General features: G+C 60.9%; 18 protein-coding genes and 3 tRNA genes. 2 read left to right on the top strand and 19 right to left on the bottom strand.

Features of this window, described 5'->3' with window-relative positions:
• Positions 1-311 precede the first annotated feature (311 nt).
• The 19 genes from CAF87_RS18335 to leuC form a co-directional block, all read right to left on the bottom strand.
• Positions 312-388 (bottom strand) — tRNA-Asp (locus CAF87_RS18335).
• Positions 389-481: 93 nt separating this feature from the next.
• Positions 482-558, bottom strand: a tRNA-Asp gene (locus tag CAF87_RS18330).
• 54 nt (positions 559-612) lie between these two features.
• Positions 613-688, bottom strand: a tRNA-Val gene (locus tag CAF87_RS18325).
• A 90-nt stretch (positions 689-778) separates the two neighbouring features.
• Positions 779-1555, bottom strand: coding sequence for an SDR family oxidoreductase (locus CAF87_RS18320; RefSeq protein ID WP_085712008.1), 777 nt, complete (start codon positions 1553-1555; stop codon positions 779-781).
• Positions 1552-2763: an O-succinylhomoserine sulfhydrylase gene (locus CAF87_RS18315; RefSeq protein WP_085712007.1), complete on the bottom strand. Its 1212-nt coding sequence runs from the start codon at positions 2761-2763 to the stop codon at positions 1552-1554. Before CAF87_RS18315 ends, CAF87_RS18320 begins: the two co-directional genes overlap by 4 nt.
• 80 nt (positions 2764-2843) lie before the next feature.
• Positions 2844-4349 (bottom strand): amidophosphoribosyltransferase, encoded by a 1506-nt coding sequence (purF, locus tag CAF87_RS18310; RefSeq protein WP_007956466.1) that lies wholly within the window; start codon positions 4347-4349, stop codon positions 2844-2846.
• A 41-nt stretch (positions 4350-4390) separates the two neighbouring features.
• Positions 4391-4951 carry a CvpA family protein gene (locus CAF87_RS18305; protein ID WP_007956464.1) on the bottom strand — a complete coding sequence of 187 codons (561 nt, stop codon included), beginning with the start codon at positions 4949-4951 and terminating at the stop codon, positions 4391-4393.
• A gap of 98 nt (positions 4952-5049) precedes the next feature.
• Positions 5050-5724 (bottom strand): SPOR domain-containing protein, encoded by a 675-nt coding sequence (locus CAF87_RS18300; RefSeq protein WP_085732484.1) that lies wholly within the window; start codon positions 5722-5724, stop codon positions 5050-5052.
• Positions 5708-7015 carry a bifunctional tetrahydrofolate synthase/dihydrofolate synthase gene (gene folC / locus CAF87_RS18295; RefSeq protein ID WP_085732483.1) on the bottom strand — a complete coding sequence of 436 codons (1308 nt, stop codon included), beginning with the start codon at positions 7013-7015 and terminating at the stop codon, positions 5708-5710. Before folC ends, CAF87_RS18300 begins: the two co-directional genes overlap by 17 nt.
• On the bottom strand, positions 7012-7932 hold the full coding sequence (accD, locus tag CAF87_RS18290; RefSeq protein WP_085712004.1) for an acetyl-CoA carboxylase, carboxyltransferase subunit beta: 921 nt from the start codon (positions 7930-7932) through the stop codon (positions 7012-7014). The genes folC and accD overlap by 4 nt, the downstream gene beginning before the upstream one ends.
• A gap of 192 nt (positions 7933-8124) precedes the next feature.
• Entirely contained in the window at positions 8125-8739 is a 615-nt protein-coding gene (locus CAF87_RS18285) for a phosphoribosylanthranilate isomerase (RefSeq protein ID WP_085732482.1), read from the bottom strand.
• A 64-nt stretch (positions 8740-8803) separates the two neighbouring features.
• Positions 8804-9628 carry a tRNA pseudouridine(38-40) synthase TruA gene (gene truA / locus CAF87_RS18280; RefSeq protein ID WP_085732481.1) on the bottom strand — a complete coding sequence of 275 codons (825 nt, stop codon included), beginning with the start codon at positions 9626-9628 and terminating at the stop codon, positions 8804-8806.
• A 223-nt stretch (positions 9629-9851) separates the two neighbouring features.
• Entirely contained in the window at positions 9852-12503 is a 2652-nt protein-coding gene (locus CAF87_RS18275; RefSeq protein WP_085732480.1) for a FimV/HubP family polar landmark protein, read from the bottom strand.
• A gap of 209 nt (positions 12504-12712) precedes the next feature.
• Positions 12713-13723: an aspartate-semialdehyde dehydrogenase gene (locus tag CAF87_RS18270; protein WP_085732479.1), complete on the bottom strand. Its 1011-nt coding sequence runs from the start codon at positions 13721-13723 to the stop codon at positions 12713-12715.
• A 113-nt stretch (positions 13724-13836) separates the two neighbouring features.
• Positions 13837-14949 carry an aspartate-semialdehyde dehydrogenase gene (gene asd, locus CAF87_RS18265; RefSeq protein ID WP_011333354.1) on the bottom strand — a complete coding sequence of 371 codons (1113 nt, stop codon included), beginning with the start codon at positions 14947-14949 and terminating at the stop codon, positions 13837-13839.
• 66 nt (positions 14950-15015) lie between these two features.
• Positions 15016-16098: a 3-isopropylmalate dehydrogenase gene (gene leuB / locus CAF87_RS18260; protein WP_085732478.1), complete on the bottom strand. Its 1083-nt coding sequence runs from the start codon at positions 16096-16098 to the stop codon at positions 15016-15018.
• 69 nt (positions 16099-16167) lie between these two features.
• Entirely contained in the window at positions 16168-16935 is a 768-nt protein-coding gene (locus CAF87_RS18255) for a class I SAM-dependent methyltransferase (protein WP_085732477.1), read from the bottom strand.
• A 36-nt stretch (positions 16936-16971) separates the two neighbouring features.
• Positions 16972-17616, bottom strand: coding sequence for a 3-isopropylmalate dehydratase small subunit (gene leuD, locus CAF87_RS18250; protein ID WP_064594825.1), 645 nt, complete (start codon positions 17614-17616; stop codon positions 16972-16974).
• Positions 17617-17626: 10 nt separating this feature from the next.
• The gene (gene leuC, locus CAF87_RS18245; protein WP_085732476.1) at positions 17627-19045 is read right to left on the bottom strand and encodes a 3-isopropylmalate dehydratase large subunit; all 1419 of its coding nucleotides are present in this window, start codon (positions 19043-19045) and stop codon (positions 17627-17629) included.
• 140 nt (positions 19046-19185) lie between these two features.
• Here leuC and CAF87_RS18240 point away from each other — a divergent pair, with 140 nt between their 5' ends.
• Both CAF87_RS18240 and CAF87_RS18235 read left to right on the top strand, forming a co-directional pair.
• Positions 19186-20076, top strand: a complete 891-nt coding sequence (locus CAF87_RS18240) for a LysR family transcriptional regulator (protein ID WP_085732475.1) — start codon at positions 19186-19188, stop codon at positions 20074-20076.
• A 68-nt stretch (positions 20077-20144) separates the two neighbouring features.
• Positions 20145-23423 carry a PAS domain S-box protein gene (locus tag CAF87_RS18235; RefSeq protein ID WP_085732474.1) on the top strand — a complete coding sequence of 1093 codons (3279 nt, stop codon included), beginning with the start codon at positions 20145-20147 and terminating at the stop codon, positions 23421-23423.
• Positions 23424-23428: the final 5 nt, after the last annotated feature.

The raw sequence follows: 23428 nt of genomic DNA, 5'->3' as shown, positions 1-23428 counted from the left end.
GACAGTGCAAAGCTGACCGAAAGGTTAACTTTAAAGGTTTCTGCGCTCGCAGCAAACAACCAGTTACAAAAATTTGACTAAAGAATCAAAAATCAATGTGGCATTGCATCGCAGTGACCCGATGACGCAGAAGATATTGCCGCGCGGACAACGTGCAGTCGTCGCGAGGCACTGGAGGAGGAATTTGGGAAAGGTCAAATTTCAGACACAAAAAACCCCGGTCTTTCGACCAGGGTCTTTGCTATCGATTCCGAATCAACCAACGGTTGCCTTCGGTGTTTCAAGGCGTTCAGTGGTCCTTGAAACAGATATGGCGCAGCGGACGGGACTCGAACCCGCGACCCCCGGCGTGACAGGCCGGTATTCTAACCGACTGAACTACCGCTGCGTATCGCTTTGAGCTGATGCTCAAGTAACTCGTTTGACTGAAAGCTTCGGTGCTTTTCAATCGCGAACCAGACAGTATCTGACTCGTTAAATATGGCGCAGCGGACGGGACTCGAACCCGCGACCCCCGGCGTGACAGGCCGGTATTCTAACCGACTGAACTACCGCTGCGCGTCGGTGGAGGCACTTTCAGCCTACCTCTTGCTTTCGCAAGTATCTCGGGAGTGGTGGGTGATGACGGGATCGAACCGCCGACATTCTGCTTGTAAGGCAGACGCTCTCCCAGCTGAGCTAATCACCCGTTTGCATCTCCGAGGCCGCGAAATTTACGCAGGTAGCGAACCTAAGTCAATAGCAGGATTGAAGTTTTTCTCAAAAAGACAAAAACATGTCATTCCGAGTAGATCATCTTCTTGGTCATACCGCCGTCGACCACGAATTCCTGCCCCGTCACAAACCCGGCATTCTTCGACAGCAGCCACGCCACCATCGCCGCCACATCCTCGACTGTCCCTACCCTGCCCGCCGGATGCTGGGCATGATCGGTATCAGTCAGTGGTTCGGCACGCCGTGCAGAGGGATCCCGCGCATCGATCCAGCCCGGACTGACCGCATTGACACGAATCTCCGGTCCAAGGCTGATTGCCAGCGCATGAGTCAACGCCAGCAAGCCGCCCTTGCTCGCCGCATAGGCTTCGGTATCAGGTTCTGACTGCGCCGCTCGGGTCGAGGCCAGATTGACGATCGCCCCGTTGTGCGCCCGCAGATAAGGCGCGCAATGCTTGGCCAGCAACATCGGCCCGCTGAGATTCACCGCCAGCACCCGGTTCCAGTAGGCCAGATCCAGGCTTTCCAGGGTGATGTTGTGCGGATCGGCCACCGCCGCGTTACACACCAACGCATCCAGACGACCGAACTGCCCCAGCACTTCCGCAACGCCGAGCGCCACCTGGCTTTCATCCGCCACGTCCATGGCGATGAACCAGGCGTTTTCACCCAGCACTTTCGCGACCTTGGAACCACGCGCCCGGTCCAGGTCTGTCAGCACCACTTGCCAGCCTTCGCTGATCAGCCACGCTGCGATCCCCAGACCGATGCCGCGAGCGGCACCCGTGACCAGCGCAACGCGGCCATGGGTGCCCGTATTTGGCGTGGACAACTCGATCACAACGCCGCCAGACCGCGCGCCAGGTCGGCTTGCAGGTCAGCGACGTCTTCCAGACCGACCGCGATGCGGATCAGGCTGTCACGAATCCCCGCCGCTTCACGCTCCTGCGGCGCCAGACGACCATGGGAGGTAGTGCTCGGGTGGGTGATGGTGGTTTTACTGTCACCCAGGTTGGCAGTGATCGAGATCAAACGGGTTGCATCGATAAAGCGCCACGCGCCCTCTTTGCCACCCTTGACCTCGAAGCTGACGACCGCACCAAAGCCCTTCTGCTGACGCTGGGCCAGCTCGTGCTGCGGATGGCTCTTGAGACCGGCGTAATGCACTTTCTCGATGCCATCCTGCTGCTCCAGCCATTCAGCCAGTTGCTGGGCGTTGGCACAGTGCGCCTTCATCCGCAGATTCAGGGTTTCCAGGCCTTTGAGGAAGATCCAGGCATTGAACGGGCTCAGGGTCGGGCCGGCAGTGCGCAGGAAGCCGACGATTTCTTTCATCTGCTCGCCGCGACCGGCCACCACGCCGCCCATGCAACGGCCCTGGCCATCGATGAACTTGGTGGCCGAGTGCACAACGATGTCTGCACCGAGCTTCAGCGGTTGCTGCAGCGCAGGCGTGCAGAAGCAGTTGTCGACCACCAGCATCGCGCCCTTGGCGTGTGCGATTTCCGACAGCGCAGTGATATCCACCAGCTCAGCCAGCGGGTTGGACGGCGACTCGACGAACAGCAATTTGGTGTTGGACTTGATCGCCGCATCCCAGGCCGACAGATCCGCCAGCGGCACGTAATCGACTTCCACACCGAAGCGCTTGAAATACTTCTCGAACAGACTGATGGTCGAACCGAACACGCTACGCGACACCAGCACATGATCGCCAGCACTGCACAGGCTCATCACCACCGCCATGATCGCGGCCATGCCCGTCGCTGTAGCTACGGCTTGCTCGGCGCCTTCCAACGCAGCAATGCGCTCTTCGAACGAACGAACGGTCGGGTTGGTGTAACGCGAGTAAACGTTGCCCGGCACTTCCCCGGCAAACCGTGCAGCGGCGTCGGCGGCGGTACGGAACACGTAGCTGGAAGTGAAGAACATCGGATCACCGTGCTCGCCTTCCGGCGTACGGTGCTGACCGGCACGTACGGCCAGGGTATCGAACGCTACGCCTTCGAGGTCGCTGTCCAGCCGACCGGCATCCCATTCCTGACTCATGCTGTCACTCCTTGCCCTGTTCTCGATAAATAAAAGTCTTTTGCCAGATACAAAACCGGCCCCTAAGGGCCGGTTGAAACTCAGTTGTTGTACAGATCGATGATCGCACTGACCGCCTGGGTCTTGACCTTCGAGGCATCGTTGCGTGCCTGTTCGATCTTGTTCAGGTAAGCCTCATCGACGTCGCCGGTGACGTACTTGCCGTCAAACACCGCGCAATCGAAGTTTTCGATCTTGATCTTGCCGCCGCCGACCGCTTCGATCAAGTCAGGCAGATCCTGATAGATCAGCCAGTCAGCGCCGATCAGGTCAGCCACATCCTGAGTCGAACGATTGTGCGCGATCAGTTCGTGTGCACTCGGCATGTCGATGCCGTACACGTTCGGGAAGCGCACAGCCGGAGCAGCCGAGCAGAAGTAGACGTTTTTCGCGCCGGCTTCGCGGGCCATCTGGATGATCTGCTTGCAGGTGGTGCCGCGAACGATCGAGTCATCCACCAGCATCACGTTCTTGCCGCGGAATTCCAGCTCGATGGCGTTGAGCTTCTGGCGTACCGACTTCTTGCGCGCAGCCTGGCCGGGCATGATGAAGGTACGGCCGATGTAACGGTTCTTGACGAAGCCTTCGCGGAATTTCACGCCCAGATGGTTCGCCAGCTCCAGCGCGGCAGTGCGGCTGGTGTCCGGAATCGGGATGACTACGTCGATGTCGTGCTCAGGACGTTCGCGCAGGATCTTTTCAGCCAGCTTCTCACCCATGCGCAGACGGGCCTTGTAGACCGATACGCCGTCGATGATCGAATCCGGACGCGCCAGGTAGACGTGTTCGAAGATGCAAGGGGTCAGGGACGGGTTGGTCGCGCACTGACGGGTGTGCAGCTTGCCGTCTTCAGTGATGTAGACCGCCTCGCCTGGCGCCAGGTCGCGAATCAGGGTGAAGCCGAGCACGTCCAGCGAAACGCTTTCGGAGGCGATCATGTACTCGACGCCTTCGTCGGTGTGACGCTGGCCGAACACGATCGGGCGAATGCCGTGCGGGTCACGGAAACCGACGATGCCGTAACCGGTCACCATAGCCACGACAGCGTAACCACCGACGCAACGGTTGTGCACGTCGGTCACGGCGGCAAACACGTCTTCTTCGGTCGGCTGCAGCTTACCGCGCTGGGCCAGCTCGTGGGCGAACACGTTGAGCAACACTTCCGAGTCGGAACTGGTGTTGACGTGACGCAGATCGGATTCGTAGATCTCTTTGGCCAACTGTTCAACGTTGGTCAGGTTACCGTTGTGCGCCAGGGTGATGCCGTACGGCGAGTTGACGTAGAACGGCTGAGCCTCGGCCGACGTCGAGCTGCCGGCAGTCGGGTAACGGACGTGGCCGATACCCATGTGGCCGACCAGGCGCTGCATGTGACGCTGTTGAAACACGTCACGCACCAGGCCATTGTCCTTGCGCAAGAACAACCGGCCATCATGGCTGGTCACGATACCGGCAGCGTCCTGGCCGCGGTGCTGGAGCACGGTTAGCGCGTCATACAGCGCCTGATTGACGTTCGACTTACCGACGATACCGACGATGCCACACATGCGACGCAACCCCTACTTAATGGATCTGAACTGAACAACACTTACTGAGGCGTTTTGGCCGACGGCAAGAGTTGCTCCTTGAACGGAATATCAGCGGGTACGCTGATTCCGCTGGCAAGCCACTGACTGCTCCACCCGAGAATCAGGTTCTTGGACCAGTCGGCGACCAATAGAAACTTTGGCACGAGCTGTGATTCTTTCCACCACCCGTCCTGCTGTACCGGCCCCAGGCTCAACAGCCCGACCGCCACGACCACCAGCAACACGCCACGCGCAGCGCCGAAGGCCATGCCGAGGAATCGATCGGTCCCGGACAATCCGGTGACGCGAACCAACTCGCCGATAAGATAATTGATCATCGCGCCCACGATCAGTGTGGCGACAAACATGATGGCACAGCCCGTGATCACACGAGCCGATGGAGTTTGAATGTATCCGGCGAGGTACTCGGACAGCGAGCCACCGAACATCCAGGCAACAGCTCCTGCGATGATCCAGGTCACCAGCGACAATGCTTCTTTGACGAAGCCGCGGCTCAAACTGATCAAAGCGGAGATGGCGATGATTGCAACGATCGCCCAGTCAACCCAGGTAAATGGCACAGTGCAGCCTACAGACGGATAAGGCGGCGCATTTTAGCAGAGCGCATGGCTGTCGGTAAGCTGCGATTGTCAGTGCATTTCAATCGAGGTGATAGTTTTCAGCCACGCTCGGGCTGGAAGCGCACCACAAACCCCTTGAGGTTCTGCTGACGCCCCAACAGATCGCGCAGACGATCGGCTTCGGCGCGCTCGATCAGCGGACCGACGAACACCCGATTCTTGCCATCGGCGGAGCGGATGTAGGCGTTGTAACCCTGACTGCGCAGGGTTTTCTGCAGGCTTTCGGCGCTGGCGCGACTCGACAGACTGGCCAACTGCACCGACCAACTTACCGACAGGCCATTGGCATCGACGCGGCTCTGGGTGGTATCGGGCTTGGCAGACAGCGCAGCGATCGGCTGGGCCGGGGCTGCAGCAGGCTTGGTCACCGGCGCAGGTGCAGGTGCAGGCGCAACGGCGACTGGCTTGGCTACCGGTGCTGGAGCCGGTGTCGGCGCAGCAGGTGTAATCGGTGCCGCTGGCGCTGCCTGCTCGGCAACCTCGTCGTCACTCGGCACCGGCTCTTGCGGCAGAACCTGCGGCTCAGGCACCGCCACTGTCTCCATCTGGATTTGCGCCACGGCAGGCGCTTGCGGCGCTGCCGGCGCCTCGACGGTTACCTGACGCTGTTCATCCTGACGGGAAAACAGCATCGGCAGGAAAATCACCGCCAGCGCCACCAGCACCAGGGCACCGACCATGCGCTGCTTGTACGCTTTATCCAGCAAAGCCATTTGCCGCTTCCTCCGTGGAGCGCCGAGACAACCATTCCAGGGCCTCGGCGACACAATAAAATGATCCGAACAGCAAGATCTCGTCGTCGCTGGTGGCCACTGCACACTGCCCTTCCAGAGCCGCCGCCACGCTGTCATAAGACGTGACCGAAGCGCCAAGGTTCTGCAATGCGTCATTCAATTCAGCCACCGGACGCGCCCGCGGCGAATCCAGCGGCGCCACCGCCCAATGCTGGACGCTGGCATTCAACTCACCGATGACACCGCCCAGATCCTTGTCCGCCAACAGGCCGAACACCGCCAGACGCTTGCCGACCGGCGGACGCGCAGCCAGACGCCGCGCCAGATACTCCGCCGCATGCGGGTTATGGCCAACGTCCAGCAGCAGATTCAGACGCTTGCCATTCCATTCGAACGAACGACGATCAAGACGACCGACCACGCGAGTCGCCTGCAACGCCGCAACAATCTGCCCGGCATTCCATGGCAAACCGAGCAGCAGATAAGCCTGCAACGCCAGCGCAGCGTTCTCCATCGGCAGATCGAGCAAAGGCAAATCGTGCAGCTCGACGAGCTGACCTTCAGCATCGGTGCCGCGCCACTGCCAGAATTGATCAGTGATGCCGAGATCGAAATCGCGCCCACGCAGGAAGAACGGGCAAGCAAGTTCGCGCACCTTGTCCAGCAAAGGTTGTGGAGGATTCAGATCGCCGCACAGCGCTGGTTTGCCCTGACGGAAAATCCCGGCCTTCTCGAAGGCCACGGATTCGCGGGTGTTGCCCAGGTAATCGGCATGATCGACACCAATGCTGGTGACCAGCGCGACGTCGGCATCGACCACGTTGACCGTGTCCAGACGCCCGCCCAGACCGACTTCCAGCACCACCGCATCGAGCCCGGCCTGCTGAAACAGCCAGAACGCCGCCAGGGTGCCCATTTCGAAGTAAGTCAGGGACGTTTCGCCACGCCCAGCCTCGACCGCCGCGAAGGCTTCGCACAGCTGCGCATCAGTGGCTTCGACGCCATTGAGCTGCACCCGCTCGTTGTAACGCAGCAGGTGCGGGGAATTGTAGACACCAACGCTCAGGCCCTGCGCCCGCAGCAGCGAAGCCACGAAAGCGCAGGTCGAACCCTTGCCGTTGGTGCCGGTGACCGTAATCACCCGAGGCGCCGGCTGGCCCAGCCCCATACGGGACGCTACCTGTTGCGAACGCTCCAGCCCCATGTCGATGGCCGAGGGATGCAACTGCTCAAGGTAGGCGAGCCACTCGCCAAGGGTGCGCTCGGTCATACGTTGGCAGGCACCGGCGGAACGACGATCGGCTCGATCGGCGCAGCAACGAAGGTTGGTGTCGGCTTGCCGGTCAGTTGTGCCAGCAGGTTGCCCAGACGTGGACGCAGCTCGCGACGGTCGATGATCAGGTCGATAGCACCGTGCTCCAGCAGGAATTCGCTGCGCTGGAAGCCTTCCGGCAGTTTTTCACGCACGGTCTGCTCGATCACGCGCGGACCGGCGAAGCCGATCAGGGCTTTCGGCTCGCCGACGATAACGTCGCCCAACATCGCCAGACTGGCGGAAACGCCACCGTAGACCGGATCGGTCAGTACGGAGATGAACGGAATGCCCTCTTCACGCAGACGTGCCAGCACGGCCGATGTCTTGGCCATCTGCATCAACGAGATCAGGGCTTCCTGCATCCGCGCGCCACCGGAGGCGGAGAAGCAGACCATCGGGCAACGGTTTTCCAGGGCGTAGTTGGCGGCGCGCACGAAACGCTCACCGACGATGGCGCCCATGGAGCCGCCCATGAAGCTGAATTCGAACGCCGAAACCACGACAGGCATGCCCAGCAGGGTGCCACTCATGGAAACCAGTGCGTCTTTCTCGCCGGTCTGCTTCTGGGCAGCCACCAGACGATCCTTGTACTTCTTGCCGTCACGGAATTTCAGACGGTCAACCGGTTCCAGATCGGCACCCAGCTCAACACGGCCTTCGGCATCCAGGAAGATGTCGATGCGCGCACGAGCGCCAATACGCATGTGGTGGTTGCATTTAGGGCAAACGTCCAGGGTCTTTTCCAGCTCCGGACGATACAGCACAGCCTCGCAGGACGGGCATTTGTGCCACAGACCTTCAGGCACCGAGCTCTTTTTGACCTCGGAACGCATGATCGAAGGGATCAGCTTGTCTACCAACCAGTTGCTCATGCTTTCTTTCTCCAGTACCGGCGGCCCGAACGCTCTGGTTCGCGGCCCCGTGTATGCCCTTCAGCTAAATTCATGTGTGGCGATGATCGTCTGGGCTGCCGGATCAGCGGAACTGACCTGCGTACAACCCGAAAAAACCCTCAGCCTCTTTTCTACAGAGCTGTGGACGGCGGCAGTCTGCCAGCCGTCACATCAACGTACGGCGTTGATGAACGCCCGAATCTTTGCGTGATCCTTGATGCCCTTGCTCGCCTCTACCCCACCGCTGACGTCCACGGCGTATGGCCGCACCCGGGCAACCGCATCAGCGACGTTCTCCGGCGTCAGTCCGCCTGCCAGAATCAGCGGCTTGCTCAAACCCTGCGGAATCAATGACCAGTCGAACGCCTCGCCGGTTCCACCGGGCACGCCTTCAACATAAGTATCGAGCAGCACACCGCTGGCGCTCGGGTAGGCATCGCAGGCGGCGGCGATGTCATCACCTGCCTTGACCCGCAGGGCCTTGATGTACGGACGGTGCCAGCCTTCGCAGTCGGCGGCGGTCTCATCACCGTGAAATTGCAGCAGATCCAGTGGCACGGCATCGAGGATTTCCCCGAGCTCGCAGCGACTGGCATTGACGAACAGCCCGACCGTGGTCACAAACGGCGGCAATGCGGCGATGATCGCGCGCGCCTGCTGAACGGTTACCGCCCTTGGACTCTTAGCGTAGAACACAAACCCGATGGCATCGGCCCCGGCCTCGACGGCTGCCAACGCATCTTCTATGCGGGTAATCCCGCAAATCTTGCTGCGAACGGCCGACATGTCGATAAAAACCTCAAGGCAAATCCGGGAAAGTCCCGGATGGTAACAAATGCATTCGAGGGCGTCAGCCGTCAAGTTCCGAGAAACCCGTAAGGAAATGTGGCCCGATGAAACGCTCGGGCAACGGGAACTCATCGTGGTACTCGACCTGCACCAGATACAGCCCGAACGGGTGCGCTGTGACGCCGCCGGAGCGCCGCTCGCGGCTCTCAAGGACCTCTTTCATCCACTCCGGCGGCCGTTCGCCGGCACCGATCGTCATCAGCACCCCGGCGATGTTACGCACCATGTGGTGCAGAAAGGCGTTGGCACGGATGTCCAGCACGATCATCTTGCCGTGACGAGTCACGCGCAGATGATGCATCTGCTTGATCGGAGACTTGGCCTGACACTGCCCTGCCCGAAACGCGCTGAAATCATGGGTACCAATCAGATACTGCGCGGCCTCAGCCATGCGCTCCACGTCCAGCGGACGGTGATTCCAGGTGATTTCTTCATTGAGATGCGCCGGACGGATCTGATCGTTGTAGATCACGTAGCGATAGCGCCGGGCAATGGCCTTGAACCGCGCATGGAAGTGCGCAGGCATGACCTTCGCCCAACTGACACTGATGTCGTGGGGCAGATTGATATTGGCCCCCATGACCCAGGCTTTCAGCGAGCGGTCGACCTGGGTGTCGAAATGCACGACTTGCCCGCAGGCATGCACACCGGCGTCCGTGCGCCCGGCGCATTGCAGCGAAACCGGCGAGTTCGCGACCTTCGACAAGGCTTTCTCCAGGGTTTCCTGCACCGTGAGCACACCCGTGGACTGACGCTGCCAGCCGCTGTAGCGCGAGCCCTTGTATTCAACGCCCAGGGCGACACGAAAAAAGCCTTCGGGGGCCATTTCGGCGGCCGGGTTATCTATGTTTGCCAAGTCGGTACAGCCTGCTGATCTACAAAGGCGAGCATTATAAGGCGGCTATCCGGGGATACCAGAGAGTTCTCCATCGACCAACCCGACCTCATCGCTGGCAAGCCAGCGATGGCATTAGCTCAAGCACCATAGAATCCAGCACGAACAAAAACGGCAGCCTTAAATGGGCTGCCGCTTTTGGTTTAGCTCAATATCAAGCCAGATGCGAAAGCATTTCCTTCGCTTCGCTCTTCTGCTTATCGTCACCCTCACTGAGCACTTCGTTGAGGATGTCGCGCGCGCCGTCGTTGTCGCCCATGTCGATGTAGGCCTGAGCCAGATCGAGCTTGGTGGCGGCTTCGTCGGTACCGGCGAGGAAGTCGAAGTCCTCGTCGTTCAGATCACCGCCCAACGCTGCGTCGGATTCAGTGAAGCTCGGCTCGTTGATGCTGCTCGAGAGGCGATCCAGCTCGGCATTGACGTCGTCCAGCTCGGCGGCGAAGGCATCCGGCTCAGACGGGGTCGCATCCATTTCGTCGGCCAGGGACAGGTCGAAATCGGCTGGCAGCTCCAGATCATCCAGAGGCGCTTCAGCCACCACTGGCGGCTCGACCGACGGCAGATCCTTCACGCTCTCGTCGAGATCCAGCAGGAAATCATCGTCAGCCAGTTCAACCGGCACAGGATCGGCACCGAGATCCAGGTCCAGATCGAAGTCAGACAGGTCGTCGAGGTTTTCCTTGATTTCGGTCTGTTGCTGCAGCACCGACTCGAAGCTCAGGTCGTCATCGGCCGGGAATTCGTCCAGCTCTACCGGCGCTTCAGGTTCGACGGCCGCCACCGGCGCAACAGGCTCCACCGGTTTGATGTTGTCGAGATCATCCAGGCTCAGGTCAAAAGCGCTGTCCAGATCGTCGTCCACCTTGGCGGCAGGCGCTTCTGGCTCATCAAGCAGCAATTCCTTGACGTACTCCGCATCCAGTTCGGCAGCGATAGCCGCTGCCGCCAGACCGGCAGCCGCAACGACCGCCATAGCCGGAAAGCGTTTTTTCAGTTCTTCGACCTTGGCGAAGTTGTCGCCATTGGCAACCAGTTGGCGCTCCTGACCGACGAAAGCATCACGATCACCCTGGCGACCGTAGACTTCCATCAGCTTCAGACGCAAATCACTGCGCTGCGGTTCCAGGCTGACGCCCTCCTCCAGCAACGCTGCCGCCTGATTCAGACGACCGCCATCGATATGCGACTGCGCCTTGTCCAACACGTCGTCGGAGCGCTCGGCCGCCGGCGCCACCAGCGGCGCGGCGATCGGCTCGGCCATCACCACCGGAGCCACCACAGGGGCAGGGGCAGGTGCCGGAGCTGGCGCAGGCGTGAGCTTGACGCTTGCCGCAGGGACTTCCAGGCCTTCAAAGCTGTCTTCCGGCAGATCAAGTTCAGGCGAGAACGACTGTTCTTCCAGGGCGCGAGCCATGCGCAGATGTTTCTCGGCTTCCTGTTGCGCTTTGCGACGACGGGCCAGCAGCAACAGCAGAAGCAGGAACACCACCGCGCCACCACCGACCAGACCCAGCAGGATCGGGTTGGTCAGCAGTTCGTTGAAGGTCTTGTCTTGGTCGGCAGCAGACTTCGGCTCGACCACCGGCTCAACCGGTGCCGGTGCCGGTGCGGCGGCTTCAGGCGCAGGTGCGGCAGGTGCCGCCTCGGCCGGCGTCGCCGGTGGAGTTGCAGCCAGTTCCGCAGTAATGGCCGGAACCGGCGCAACGGCTGGCGCAGCCGCGTCAGTTGCCGGCGCCGGAGCAGTGCCCGGGCCTTCAGCCTGCATTTTCGCCAGTTGATTGTTCTTCAGCTCGATCAGGCGTTGCAGTTTGTCCAGCTGGCTTTGCAGGTCAGCCATGCGGCTTTTCAGTTCTGCGTTGTCACGACGGGTCGTATCGAGGCTTTCCTGGGTCACCGCCAGCTTGTTGCTCAGAGCCTTGGCGTCACCAGCCGGCCCCTTGCCGCGAGCCTTGCCGCTTTCGGCGGAAACGAGGCTCAGGTTGTCCTTGGCATTCTGCGCACCGCCGGCATTGGCGCGACCACGCTTGGTGGCATCGAGCTGTTGCTGACCGGCGCCCGGCTTGGCCACGTAACGACGCCCCTGACGCCAGGCTTCGTTCTGCGCGGCAACCTCGGCAATCGCTTTCGACTGCGGCAGCGCAGTGCTTTGCACCTGATCCGGCAGGCGCAGCACCTGGCCGGTTTTCAGGCGGTTGATGTTGCCGTCGATGAATGCGTCAGGGTTCAGCGCCTGAATTGCCAGCATGGTCTGCTGGATCGAACCGCCGGTGCGCGCCTTGGCCGCGATTTCCCACAGGGTATCGCGCGGCGTGGTGGTGTGGCTCGGATGCGTGGCGCCGGTAGTTGGTGCGGTGATCGTCTGCGACGGCGCCGGTTGCGCAGCGGCATCGGCGGTCTGCGGCGAGAATTTCGATGGGTCCAGCAATACGCTGTAATCGCGCAACAGGCGGCCGTTCGGCCACATCACCTGCACGAGGAATTTCACCATCGGTTCCGACAGCGGCTTGCTCGAGGTTACGCGCAGCACGCTTTTGCCGCTGGCGTTGAGCACCGGGGTGAAGGTCAGATCATTGAGGAAGGCCTGGCGATCGACGCCGGCCTTGGCGAAATCTTCCGGCGAGGCCAGGCTCGGCACCACTTCGGCAGCAGTGAGATCCTTGACATCGAGCAGCTCGATTTCCGCCACCAGCGGCTGGTTCAGGGTCGACTTCAGGGTCAGCTCCCCGAGCCCGAGGGCATGCGCCATACCGGAGGACAGCGCCGAGGCGGCCGCTATTGCTAACACCAGTTTGCGAACTTGAACCATAGCCTCTTCCTTTGTTTGAACGTTCCTCGGCGAGCGAGAAGATGTTGATTGTCGCTGCCGTAAGGCATTGCGCGCGACGACGACAGCATGCCGCGCGCGATCATTTCTTTGATGCCCCGGAAAGTCCCGGAGGGTATTACGTCATCAAGCGGTCTGGCCAAGCATAGCGCCCGGCTAGAATCAGTCGACAAATTGTTGCCAAGTATCTTTTACAGCAGGCCTTTTATCAACAACTCGGCCACTTGCACCGCGTTGAGCGCCGCGCCTTTGCGTACGTTATCTGACGTCAGCCACAGATTAAGTTCCGACGGCTCGTCGACACCGCTACGCACCCGCCCGACATAGACCACGTCCTGCCCCACCGCGTCACCGACCGCGGTCGGATAATCACCGGCCTCGACCAGCTCGATCCCCTCGGCATCTTCAAGCGCGGTATTGACCTTTTCCAGGTCGACCGCGTTCGCTGACTGCAAGGTCACGCTAAAGCTATCGCCAAAAAACACCGGGGCTTGAACGCAAGTTGCGGAAATCTTTAATGAAGGTTTGGCCAGCACCTGGCGCAGCTCGCGCACCAGACGCTTTTCCAGCAGCGTGTGGCCGTGCGTGTCCGGCGTACCGACCTGAGCCAACAGGTTGAACGCCACCTGCCGATCGAAGAATGTCGGCTCCAGCGGGCGCATGTTCAGCAGCTCCGTCGTCTGGCGAGCCAGCTCGGAAACCGCCTCACGGCCTTGGGCAGAAACGGCCAGACTGGCGGTGACATGCACATATTGCAGATCGACCAGATCAAGCAACGGCGCCAGTACCACCGCCAGCGTGGTGGCCGACGGACTCGGGCTGCTGACCTGGAACGGCACTTTCAAACCAGCCAGTACATCGGAATTGGCCTCCGGCACCACTTGCGGCGCCTGATCTGCCGGCAAGGCGCCGGACAGATCCACCAGCGAGCAACCCGCCGCATGAGCACGAGCCGCGTAGCTCAGGGTGATGGCCGGGCCGGCGGCAAAGAACGCCAGTTTGACCTTGCTGAAATCGAACTCGTCGACTTCGCGCACACGCACGTTCTTGTTGCGAAAAAGCACCGAGCTGCCGGCGGATTCACTGCTGGCCAGCAGGTGCAGGTTGCCGACCGGGAAGTCGCGCTCCTCGAGAATCTGCACAAGGGTTTCGCCGACAATACCGGTGGCGCCGATCACGGCAATATCAATGGGCTGGCTCATGGTGCGACCTCTGGTGGAACGGGGGGGAGCGGCACTTTACCGGGTGGCTGCCGGACAGGCAAAAAAAACCCGCGCCTCTTGCAAGGCACGGGTTCTTTCATTGCAACAAGCGATCAACGCTCAAGCAGGATCCGCAGCATGCGGCGCAGCGGTTCGGCCGCGCCCCACAGCAACTGGTCGCCGACGGTGAACGCGCCAACGAACTGCGAACCCATGTTCAGCTTGCGCAGACGACCGACCGGTACGTTCAGGGTGCCGGTGACTTTCGTCGGGCTCAGCTCCTGCATGCTGATTTCACGGTTGTTCGGCACCAGCTTGACCCAAGGGTTGTGCTGGCTGATCAGCCCTTCGATGTCGGCGATCGGCACGTCTTTGTTCAGTTTGATGGTCAGCGCCTGGCTGTGGCAGCGCATGGCGCCGATGCGCACGCAGATACCGTCGACCGGGATCGGGCTCTTGAAGCGGCCGAGGATCTTGTTGGTCTCGGCCTGGGCCTTCCACTCTTCGCGGCTCTGGCCGTTCGGCAATTCCTTGTCGATCCACGGGATCAGGCTGCCGGCCAGCGGTACGCCGAAGTTTTCGGTCGGGTAAGCGTCGCTGCGCATGGCTTCGGCCACACGACGGTCGATGTCGAGGATCGCGCTGGCAGGATCGGCCAGTTGATCGGCGACAGCGGCGTGGGTCGCGCCCATCTGCTTGATCAGTTCACGCATGTTCTGCGCGCCGGCACCGGAGGCCGCCTGATAGGTCATGGCGCTCATCCACTCCACCAGACCGGCCTCGAACAGACCGCCCAGCCCCATCAGCATCAGGCTGACGGTGCAGTTGCCGCCGATGTAGTTCTTGGTACCCGCGTCGAGCTGCTGGTCGATGACCTTGCGGTTGACCGGGTCGAGGATGATGACGGCGTCGTCGTTCATCCGCAGGCTCGAGGCCGCGTCGATCCAGTAACCCTGCCAGCCGGCTTCGCGCAGCTTCGGGAACACTTCGCTGGTGTAGTCGCCGCCCTGGCAGGTCAGGATCACGTCGAGGGTCTTCAGCTCTTCAATGCTGTAAGCGTCCTTGAGCGGAGCAATGTCCTTGCCCACGGACGGGCCTTGGCCACCGACATTGGAAGTGGTGAAAAACACCGGCTCGATAAGATCGAAATCCTGCTCTTCCAGCATCCGCTGCATGAGCACGGAACCGACCATACCGCGCCAACCGATCAGACCTACACGTTTCATCGCAACTACACCTTCTTGAAAAGTGGGCCGCTGCTTTGTATTGAATTTCGCAGCGGGCCCGAGAGATTACAGATTCCGCAGCGCGGCGACTACTGCGTCACCCATTTCCTGCGTACCGACTTTAGTGCAACCGGTCGAAAAGATGTCGCCGGTGCGCAGGCCCTGATCCAGCACCACACTGACCGCTTTCTCGATGGCATCCGCCGCTTCGTGCAGATTGAAGCTGTAACGCAGCATCATCGACACCGACAGAATGGTCGCCAGCGGGTTGGCGATGCCTTTGCCGGCGATGTCCGGCGCCGAACCGTGGCAAGGCTCGTACATGCCCTTGTTGTTGGCGTCCAGCGAGGCCGAGGGCAGCATGCCGATGGAGCCGGTGAGCATCGACGCTTCGTCGGACAGGATGTCGCCGAACATGTTGTCGGTGACGATCACATCGAACTGCTTCGGCGCGCGCACCAGTTGCATGGCGGCGTTGTCGACGTACATATGGCTCAGTTCGACTTCAGGGTAATCCTTGGCCACCTGCTCGACCACTTCACGCCACAGTTGGCTGGACGCCAGCACGTTGGCCTTGTCCACCGAGCACAGCTTTTTGCCACGAACCATGGCCATGTCGAAACCGACGCGGGCGATGCGGCGGATTTCGCTTTCACTGTACGGCAGGGTGTCGTAGGACTGACGCTCGCCGTTTTCCAGGGTACGGGTGCCACGCGGCGCACCGAAGTAGATACCGCCAGTCAGCTCACGGACGATCAGGATGTCCAGGCCGGCAACGATTTCCGGTTTCAGGCTCGATGCGTCTGCCAGTTGCGGGTACAGGATCGCCGGACGCAGGTTGCCGAACAGGCCCAGTTGCGCACGGATTTTCAGCAGGCCGCGCTCAGGGCGGATGTCACGCTCGATGGTGTCCCATTTCGGGCCGCCCACGGCGCCCAGCAGCACAGCGTCGGCGGCGCGGGCGCGATCGAGGGTTTCATCGGCCAGCGGCACACCGTGCTTGTCGATGGCGGCGCCACCGATCACGTCATGGCTCAGCTCGAAGCCCAGGCTGTACTTGTCGTTGGCCAGTTCCAGCACCTTGACCGCTTCGGCCATGATTTCCGGACCAATACCGTCGCCTGGGAGAATCAGAATCTGCTTGCTCATGCTTTCCTCGTGTCTTCAGTCGGTGCGCCATCGACTGGCGCGCCCGGAAAAATTCTTATCGTTCCAAGATTACTTCTCAGCCCAAAGCACCAGTACATCTGTACTGAACGAACCATCGGCCTCAATCTCAAAATATTCGCGCACTTCGTTGCCCATCGACCGCTGCAACTCGCGGATCGCGGCACGCATCACCTCGGGCGTACGCATACGCTCGACCCAACTGTTGTACTCCAGACGCAGGCGCTGACGCGTGGTGCTGCGGGTGTGCAGACCAGCCTCGCTGACCTGGCGCAGCCACTCACCGGCAGAATAATCGCGTACATGGCTGGTGTCGCGCAGCACTTCGACACTCTGCAAATAGGTGTCGAACAGCGGACTGCCCGGCGACAGCACATCAATGAACGCCGCCACGCCACCCGGCTTCAGCACCCGACGCACTTCGCGCAGGGCCACGCCGAGGTCACTCCAGTGGTGCGCCGAGTAGCGGCTGAACACGAAATCGAACTCGCCATCGGCGAACGGCAGATGCTCGGCGGCGCCGTTGACCGTGGACACATTGCTCAAACCGCGATCAACGGCAGCGGCGGCCACTACATCAAGCATCTGCTGCGACAAGTCGTAGGCCACCACTTCCTTCACCAGCGAAGCGACGTGAAAACTCACGTGCCCGGCGCCGCAACCCAAGTCCAGCACCCGCGCCTCGCCCTGCCCCGCCAGTTCAGCCTGTAGCAGCGCAAATTCAGTGCCTTGAGCGTGAACGGCGCTGCTCAGGTAGGCGGCGGCCTGTTCACCGAATTGCTTTTGTACAACCTGACTGTGCTGGGCGGTGCTGGTCATGAGTACTTCCTTCGTTGGGGTTTCAACCTTTCAAATTCACGCGTCGCGGAACAACCAAGGCTGGCTCGCACGATGCTTGGCTTCGAACGCGGCAATCGCATCGCCGTCCTGCAGGGTCAGGCCGATGTCGTCCAGGCCGTTGAGCAGGCAGTGTTTGCGGAAGGCGTCGATCTCGAAGCGATAGACCTTGCCGTTCGGGCTGGTCACGGTCTGCTCGTGCAGATCGATCTGCAACTGATAGCCCGGCTCGGCCTCGACCTGTTTGAACAGCTCGTCGACTTCGGCGTCGCTCAAGATGATCGGCAGCAAGCCGTTCTTGAAGCTGTTGTTGAAGAAGATATCGGCATAGCTCGGCGCGATGATGCTGCGGAAACCGTATTCTTCCAGCGCCCAAGGCGCGTGTTCACGGCTGGAACCGCAACCGAAGTTCTCGCGGGCCAGCAACACGCTGGCGCCTTGATAACGCTCGGCGTTGAGCACGAATTCCTTGTTCAGCGGGCGCTTGGAGTTGTCCTGATACGGCTGGCCGACATCCAGGTAACGCCACTCGTCGAACAGGTTCGGGCCGAAGCCGGTGCGCTTGATCGATTTCAAGAACTGCTTCGGGATGATCTGGTCGGTGTCGACGTTGGCACGATCCAGAGGTGCGACAAGGCCGGTGTGCTGGGTAAAAGCTTTCATGCTGCGCTCCTCAGATCAATTCACGAACGTCGATGAAACGACCGTTCACCGCCGCCGCAGCGGCCATGGCCGGGCTGACGAGGTGGGTACGGCCACCGGCACCCTGACGGCCTTCGAAGTTACGGTTGGACGTCGAGGCGCAATGCTCGCCGGACTCCAAACGGTCCGGGTTCATCGCCAGGCACATCGAGCAACCCGGCTCGCGCCATTCGAAACCGGCCTCGAGGAAGATCTTGTCCAGACCTTCGGCCTCGGCCTGCGCCTTCACCAGACCCGAGCCCGGGACCACGATGGCTTGTTTGATGGTCGATGCGACCTTGCGGCCCTTGGCGATCACCGCAGCAGCGCGCAAGTCTTCGATCCGCGAGTTGGTGCAGGAGCCGATGAATACGCGATCGAGCTGGATGTCGGTGATCGCCTGATTGGCAGTCAGACCCATGTATTTCAAGGCGCGGACAATCGAGTCGCGTTTGACCAGATCCATCTCTTTAGTCGGGTCCGGCACGTTCTGATCAACGGCCAATACCATTTCCGGCGAAGTGCCCCAGCTGACTTGCGGCTTGATCTGCGCAGCGTCGAGTTCGACTACGGTGTCGAAATGCGCGTCGGCGTCGGACACCAGGTCTTTCCAGGATTCGACCGCCAGATCCCACTCGGCGCCTTTCGGTGCGAACGGACGGCCCTTGACGTAATCCACAGTCTTTTGGTCCGCTGCCACCAGGCCCACACGGGCGCCGGCTTCGATGGACATGTTGCAGATGGTCATGCGGCCTTCGATGGACAGATCGCGGATCGCACTGCCGGCGAACTCAATGGCATGGCCATTGCCGCCGGCGGTGCCGATCTTGCCGATCACGGCGAGAACGATGTCCTTGGCGGTCACGCCGAACGGCAATTGGCCTTCGACACGCACCAGCATGTTCTTCATTTTCTTGGCAACCAGGCACTGAGTAGCGAGCACGTGCTCGACCTCGGAAGTGCCGATACCGTGAGCCAATGCGCCGAACGCGCCGTGGGTCGAGGTGTGCGAGTCGCCGCAGACCACGGTCATGCCCGGCAAGGTCGCACCCTGCTCCGGGCTGATCACGTGGACGATGCCCTGGCGGACGTCGTTCATCTTGAATTCGACGATGCCGTATTCATCGCAGTTGTCGTCGAGGGTCTGAACCTGCAAACGCGAGACCTGGTCGGCAATGGCGCTGATGCCCCCCTTGCGCTCCGGGGTGGTCGGAACGTTGTGGTCCGGGGTGGCGATGTTGGCATCGATGCGCCATGGCTTGCGCCCGGCCAGACGCAGGCCTTCGAAGGCTTGCGGCGAGGTCACTTCGTGGATGATGTGACGATCGATGTAGATCAGCGCCGAACCATCGTCGCGCTGCTTGACCAAATGCGAATCCCAGAGCTTGTCGTAGAGCGTTTTGCCGGCCATCAGACGTTTCCTCATCAGCTTGTTTCTATGCCCTGGGCTTATCAATAACCCTTTGGCTTGTGAGGCCGATCCTATGGCGTTAGATTGAATAACTCAAATTCATATTTTTTATGCTTTGGATAACCAACTGGAATACGAACATGGATCTGGCCAACCTCAATGCTTTTATCGCGATTGCCGAGTCCGGAAGCTTCTCCGGCGCCGGTGAACGCCTGCACCTGACGCAACCGGCGATCAGCAAACGCATCGCCGGGCTGGAACAGCAATTGAATGTGCGGCTGTTCGACCGGTTGGGCCGTGAAGTGGGCCTGACCGAGGCCGGCCGGGCTCTGCTGCCACGGGCTTATCAGATTCTCAACGTGCTGGACGACACCCGCCGCGCCCTGACCAACCTGACCGGAGAAGTCTCGGGCCGCCTGACCCTGGCCACCAGTCACCACATCGGTCTGCACCGTTTGCCGCCCTTGCTGAGGGAATACACCCGCCGTTACCCACAGGTAGCGCTGGATATTCAGTTCCTCGATTCGGAAGTGGCCTACGAGGAAATTCTCCATGGCCGCGCAGAACTGGCGGTCATTACCCTGGCACCGGAGCCACACACACTGGTCAAAGCCACGCCGGTCTGGGATGACCCGCTGGATTTCGTGGTCGCCCCGGAACACACATTGATCAGCAACGGCGCTGTCACATTGGCGGACATTGCCGGTCATCCGGCGGTTTTCCCCGGCGGCAACACCTTTACCCACCATATTGTCCAACGTCTGTTCGAGGCCCAGGGGCTGACGCCGAACATCGCAATGAGCACTAACTATCTGGAAACCATCAAGATGATGGTGTCGATTGGTCTGGCCTGGAGCGTTTTGCCGCGCACCATGCTCGATGAACAGGTGGCGCGCATACCTTTGCCGGGCATACAGCTCAGTCGCCAGCTAGGCTATATCCTGCACACCGAACGGACGCTGTCGAATGCTGCACGGGCGTTTATGGCCCTGCTGGACGCGCAAATCGATCTGCCAGGGACTCTCGGCTGACTTGTGCTACTCCTATAGAGCTGTCGTCCCTGTGCCTAACGCCCAATTCAGCTCAAGGCCACTTAACAATGCCGAAATCTGTTGACCGTATTCCGCCGATGCCGCGTATTCAGGCCATTGATCCACGGCGTTCCGAGCAGAGCTGGGAGAGCGCGCCACAATTGCTCGCGGCGCTCAATGGCGCCCGACTCGGCGCCTGGTATTGGGACATCGAACGCGGGCAGATCAGTTGGTCGCGGGGCACCCAGGCCTTGTTCGGCTTCGACCCACGGCAGCCGTTGCCCGAAGACCTGGAATACCTCGACCTGCTGCCGCCGGAAGACCGGGCGAAAACCGTTCGCGCCTTCCATGCGGTCATCGCCGGCGCGCCGCTGGAACAGGCGATGCACCACCGCATCCGCTGGCCCGATGGCAGCCTGCACTGGCTGGAGATCAATGGCAGCCTGCTGCCCGACAAGAACGGCCGGCCCCGAATGATCGGGGTGATCCGTGAAATCACCCACCAGCGGCAACGGGAACAAGCCCTCACCAGTTCGGAGAAGCGTTTCGCCACACTGTTTCACCTGTGCCCGAACATGGTGCTGCTGACCCGCCAGGAAGACGGCCTGATCAGCGAGGCCAACCAGTACTTCGAAAGTCTGTTCGGCTGGCCGGTACAAAGCGCTATTGGGCGCACTACCCTGGAACTGGGCCTGTGGGTGCATCCCGAGCAAAGAGCAGAACTGGTCAAGAAAACCAAGGCCAAGGGCGAACTGATCAGCATGGAAGTGCAGTTTCGCGCCAGCAATGGTCAAGTCCATGACGGTATTCTCAGTGCGCAAAAGGTCGAGCTCGAAGGCCAGCCGTACCTGTTAAGCACGTTTCTCGACACCACCGAACGCAAAGCCGCCGAGCACGCGCTCAAGGACAGCCAGGAACGTCTCGATCTGGCGCTGGACTCTGCCCAGCTCGGCACCTGGGACTGGCACATTCCCAGCGGCATGCTTTACGGCTCGGCCCGGGCCGCGCAATTGCACGGGCTGGAGCCGATTCCGTTTCATGAATCGTTCGACGAATTTTTCGAAGGGGTGCCCGGCGAAGAGCGCGACAGCATGCGCGACGCCTATCGCAGCCTGCGCGAGGGCCCGGCGGGCAATTATCAACTGACCTACCGTGTGCAACTGCCCGATGGCAGTTCGCGCTATCTGGAAAGCCGTGCCCGCCTCTATCGTGACGAAAACGGTGCGCCGCTGCGGATGGCCGGCACCCTGCTCGACATCACCGATCAAGTCGAACGCGAACAACGGCTGGTGGCTTCGGAAGAAAAATTCGCCACGCTGTTCCAGGTCAGCCCCGACCCGATCTGCGTGACCCGCCAGGAAACCGGGGAATTCATCGAAATCAACTCCAGCTTCAGCCAGACCTTCGGCTGGAGCGCCACTGACGTCATCGGCCACACCGCCGAAGAAATCGGCCTGTGGGATGCCTCGGCGAAAAGCCTGCAGCGCATCGAACGGGTGATCCGCGAACAGGGCTTGAGTAATGTTGCGATCATCGTCCGGCACAAGGATGGCCAGTCGCTGACGTGTGTAATTTCCAGCCGCCAGATCAGCGTCGGCAACCAGCCGTGCATCGTCACCACGTTGCGTGACATCACCCAACAACAGCGCTCGGAAGCGGCGCTCAAGGCCAGTGAAGAGAAGTTCGCCAAGGCGTTTCACTCGAGCCCCGACGCCATCACCATCACCGAACGCGACACCGGACGCTATCTGGAGGTCAACGACGGTTTCTGCCGCCTGACCGGCTATCGCGCCGACGAAGTGGTGGGCAAAACCGTGTATCAGGTCGGTATCTGGGCCGAAGAAAAACAGCGTTCGGCACTGCTCGCCGAACTGCAGATCAAGGGCCGCGTGCATCATCAGGAAATGCTCGGGCGCAACAAGCGCGGCGAGATCCTGACGGTGGAAGTCTCGGTCGAACCGATCACCCTCAACGAAACCGCCTGCCTGTTGCTGACCGCCCGTGACGTCAGCCTGCTGAAGAATGCCGAAGCGCAGATCCGTCATCTGGCCTATCACGACCCGCTGACCAACCTGCCCAATCGCGCGCTGCTGATGGATCGTCTGAGTCAGCAGATCGCCCTGCTCAAACGCCACAACTTGCGCGGCGCGCTGCTGTTTCTCGATCTCGACCACTTCAAACACATCAACGATTCGCTCGGCCACCCGGTCGGCGACACGGTGCTGAAAATCATCACCGCGCGGCTTGAAGCCAGCGTACGCATGGAAGACACCGTGGCGCGGCTCGGTGGCGATGAATTCGTGGTGCTGCTCAGCGGCCTGGAAGGCACACGCAACGAAGTCAGCGCCCAGGTGCGCGAGTTGGCCGACACCATTCGCGAATTGCTCTCGGAGCCGATGTTCCTCGACGGCCAGCGCCTGCAAGTGACGCCGAGCATTGGTGTGGCGCTGATTCCCGATCACGGCTCGACCCCGACCGACCTGCTCAAACGCGCCGACATCGCGCTGTACCGGGCCAAGGATTCCGGGCGCAACACCACACAGATGTACCACAACACCATGCAGAAAGCGGCCAGCGAACGGCTGCGCATGGAGACCGACTTGCGCCTGGCGCTGTCCCGGGGGGAATTCGACGTTCATTACCAACCGCAGATCGACGCCCGGGACAATCGCATCATCGGCGCTGAAGCCCTGGTGCGCTGGAATCACCCGGAACTCGGCGCGCAATCGCCCGCCGAATTCATCAAGGTTCTGGAGGACAGCGGGCTGATTCTGGAGGTCGGCACCTGGATCCTCGACGAGGCGTGCGAAGCCTTCAAGCAATTGATCGCCGAACAGCTGATCGATCCTCTGGCCTTCACCCTGTGCGTGAACATCAGCCCCCGCCAGTTCCGTCAAAACGACTTCGTGGAGCGCATCGAGCACAGCATGAGCAGCCACGGCCTGCCATGCTCACTGCTGAAACTGGAAATTACCGAAGGCATCGTCATCCAGAACCTGGAAGACACCATCAGCAAAATGCGTCGCCTGAAAAAACTCGGCGTGAGCTTTGCCATGGACGATTTCGGCACCGGCTATTCATCGCTTACCTACCTGAAGCGATTGCCGGTGGACACGCTGAAGATCGATCAATCGTTTATCCGTGACGCTACCAGCGACCCCAACGACGCCGAAATCATCCGCGCCATCGTCGCCATGGCCCGCAGCCTGGAACTGGAAGTGATCGCCGAAGGCGTGGAAACCCCGGAGCAACTGGAATTCCTGCAAGGGCTGGGCTGCCATTTGTACCAGGGCTATCTGCACAGTCGGCCGTTGCCGCTGGAGGGGTTGAAAGGATTGCTGGAATGACGGGC

This window comes from Pseudomonas sp. R38(2017), assembly GCF_002112395.1.
In the GTDB taxonomy this organism is placed as follows: domain Bacteria; phylum Pseudomonadota; class Gammaproteobacteria; order Pseudomonadales; family Pseudomonadaceae; genus Aquipseudomonas.
This window is presented reverse-complemented; position numbering and strand designations above follow the sequence as displayed.

Excerpts from the sequence above, each read along its gene's own strand:
- CAF87_RS18275 (WP_085732480.1), bottom strand. The coding sequence starts at position 12,503 with ATGGTTCAAGTTCGCAAACTGGTGTTAGCAATAGCGGCCGCCTCGGCG.
- CAF87_RS18300 (WP_085732484.1), bottom strand. The coding sequence starts at position 5,724 with ATGGCTTTGCTGGATAAAGCGTACAAGCAGCGCATGGTCGGTGCCCTG.
- truA (WP_085732481.1), bottom strand. The coding sequence starts at position 9,628 with ATGGCCCCCGAAGGCTTTTTTCGTGTCGCCCTGGGCGTTGAATACAAG.
- CAF87_RS18255 (WP_085732477.1), bottom strand. The coding sequence starts at position 16,935 with ATGACCAGCACCGCCCAGCACAGTCAGGTTGTACAAAAGCAATTCGGT.
- asd (WP_011333354.1), bottom strand. The coding sequence starts at position 14,949 with ATGAAACGTGTAGGTCTGATCGGTTGGCGCGGTATGGTCGGTTCCGTG.
- folC (WP_085732483.1), bottom strand. The coding sequence starts at position 7,015 with ATGACCGAGCGCACCCTTGGCGAGTGGCTCGCCTACCTTGAGCAGTTG.
- leuB (WP_085732478.1), bottom strand. The coding sequence starts at position 16,098 with ATGAGCAAGCAGATTCTGATTCTCCCAGGCGACGGTATTGGTCCGGAA.
- leuD (WP_064594825.1), bottom strand. The coding sequence starts at position 17,616 with ATGAAAGCTTTTACCCAGCACACCGGCCTTGTCGCACCTCTGGATCGT.
- leuC (WP_085732476.1), bottom strand. The coding sequence starts at position 19,045 with ATGGCCGGCAAAACGCTCTACGACAAGCTCTGGGATTCGCATTTGGTC.
- CAF87_RS18270 (WP_085732479.1), bottom strand. The coding sequence starts at position 13,723 with ATGAGCCAGCCCATTGATATTGCCGTGATCGGCGCCACCGGTATTGTC.
- accD (WP_085712004.1), bottom strand. The coding sequence starts at position 7,932 with ATGAGCAACTGGTTGGTAGACAAGCTGATCCCTTCGATCATGCGTTCC.
- purF (WP_007956466.1), bottom strand. The coding sequence starts at position 4,349 with ATGTGTGGCATCGTCGGTATCGTCGGTAAGTCGAACGTCAATCAGGCG.
- CAF87_RS18240 (WP_085732475.1), top strand. The coding sequence starts at position 19,186 with ATGGATCTGGCCAACCTCAATGCTTTTATCGCGATTGCCGAGTCCGGA.
- CAF87_RS18235 (WP_085732474.1), top strand. The coding sequence starts at position 20,145 with ATGCCGAAATCTGTTGACCGTATTCCGCCGATGCCGCGTATTCAGGCC.
- CAF87_RS18315 (WP_085712007.1), bottom strand. The coding sequence starts at position 2,763 with ATGAGTCAGGAATGGGATGCCGGTCGGCTGGACAGCGACCTCGAAGGC.
- CAF87_RS18285 (WP_085732482.1), bottom strand. The coding sequence starts at position 8,739 with ATGTCGGCCGTTCGCAGCAAGATTTGCGGGATTACCCGCATAGAAGAT.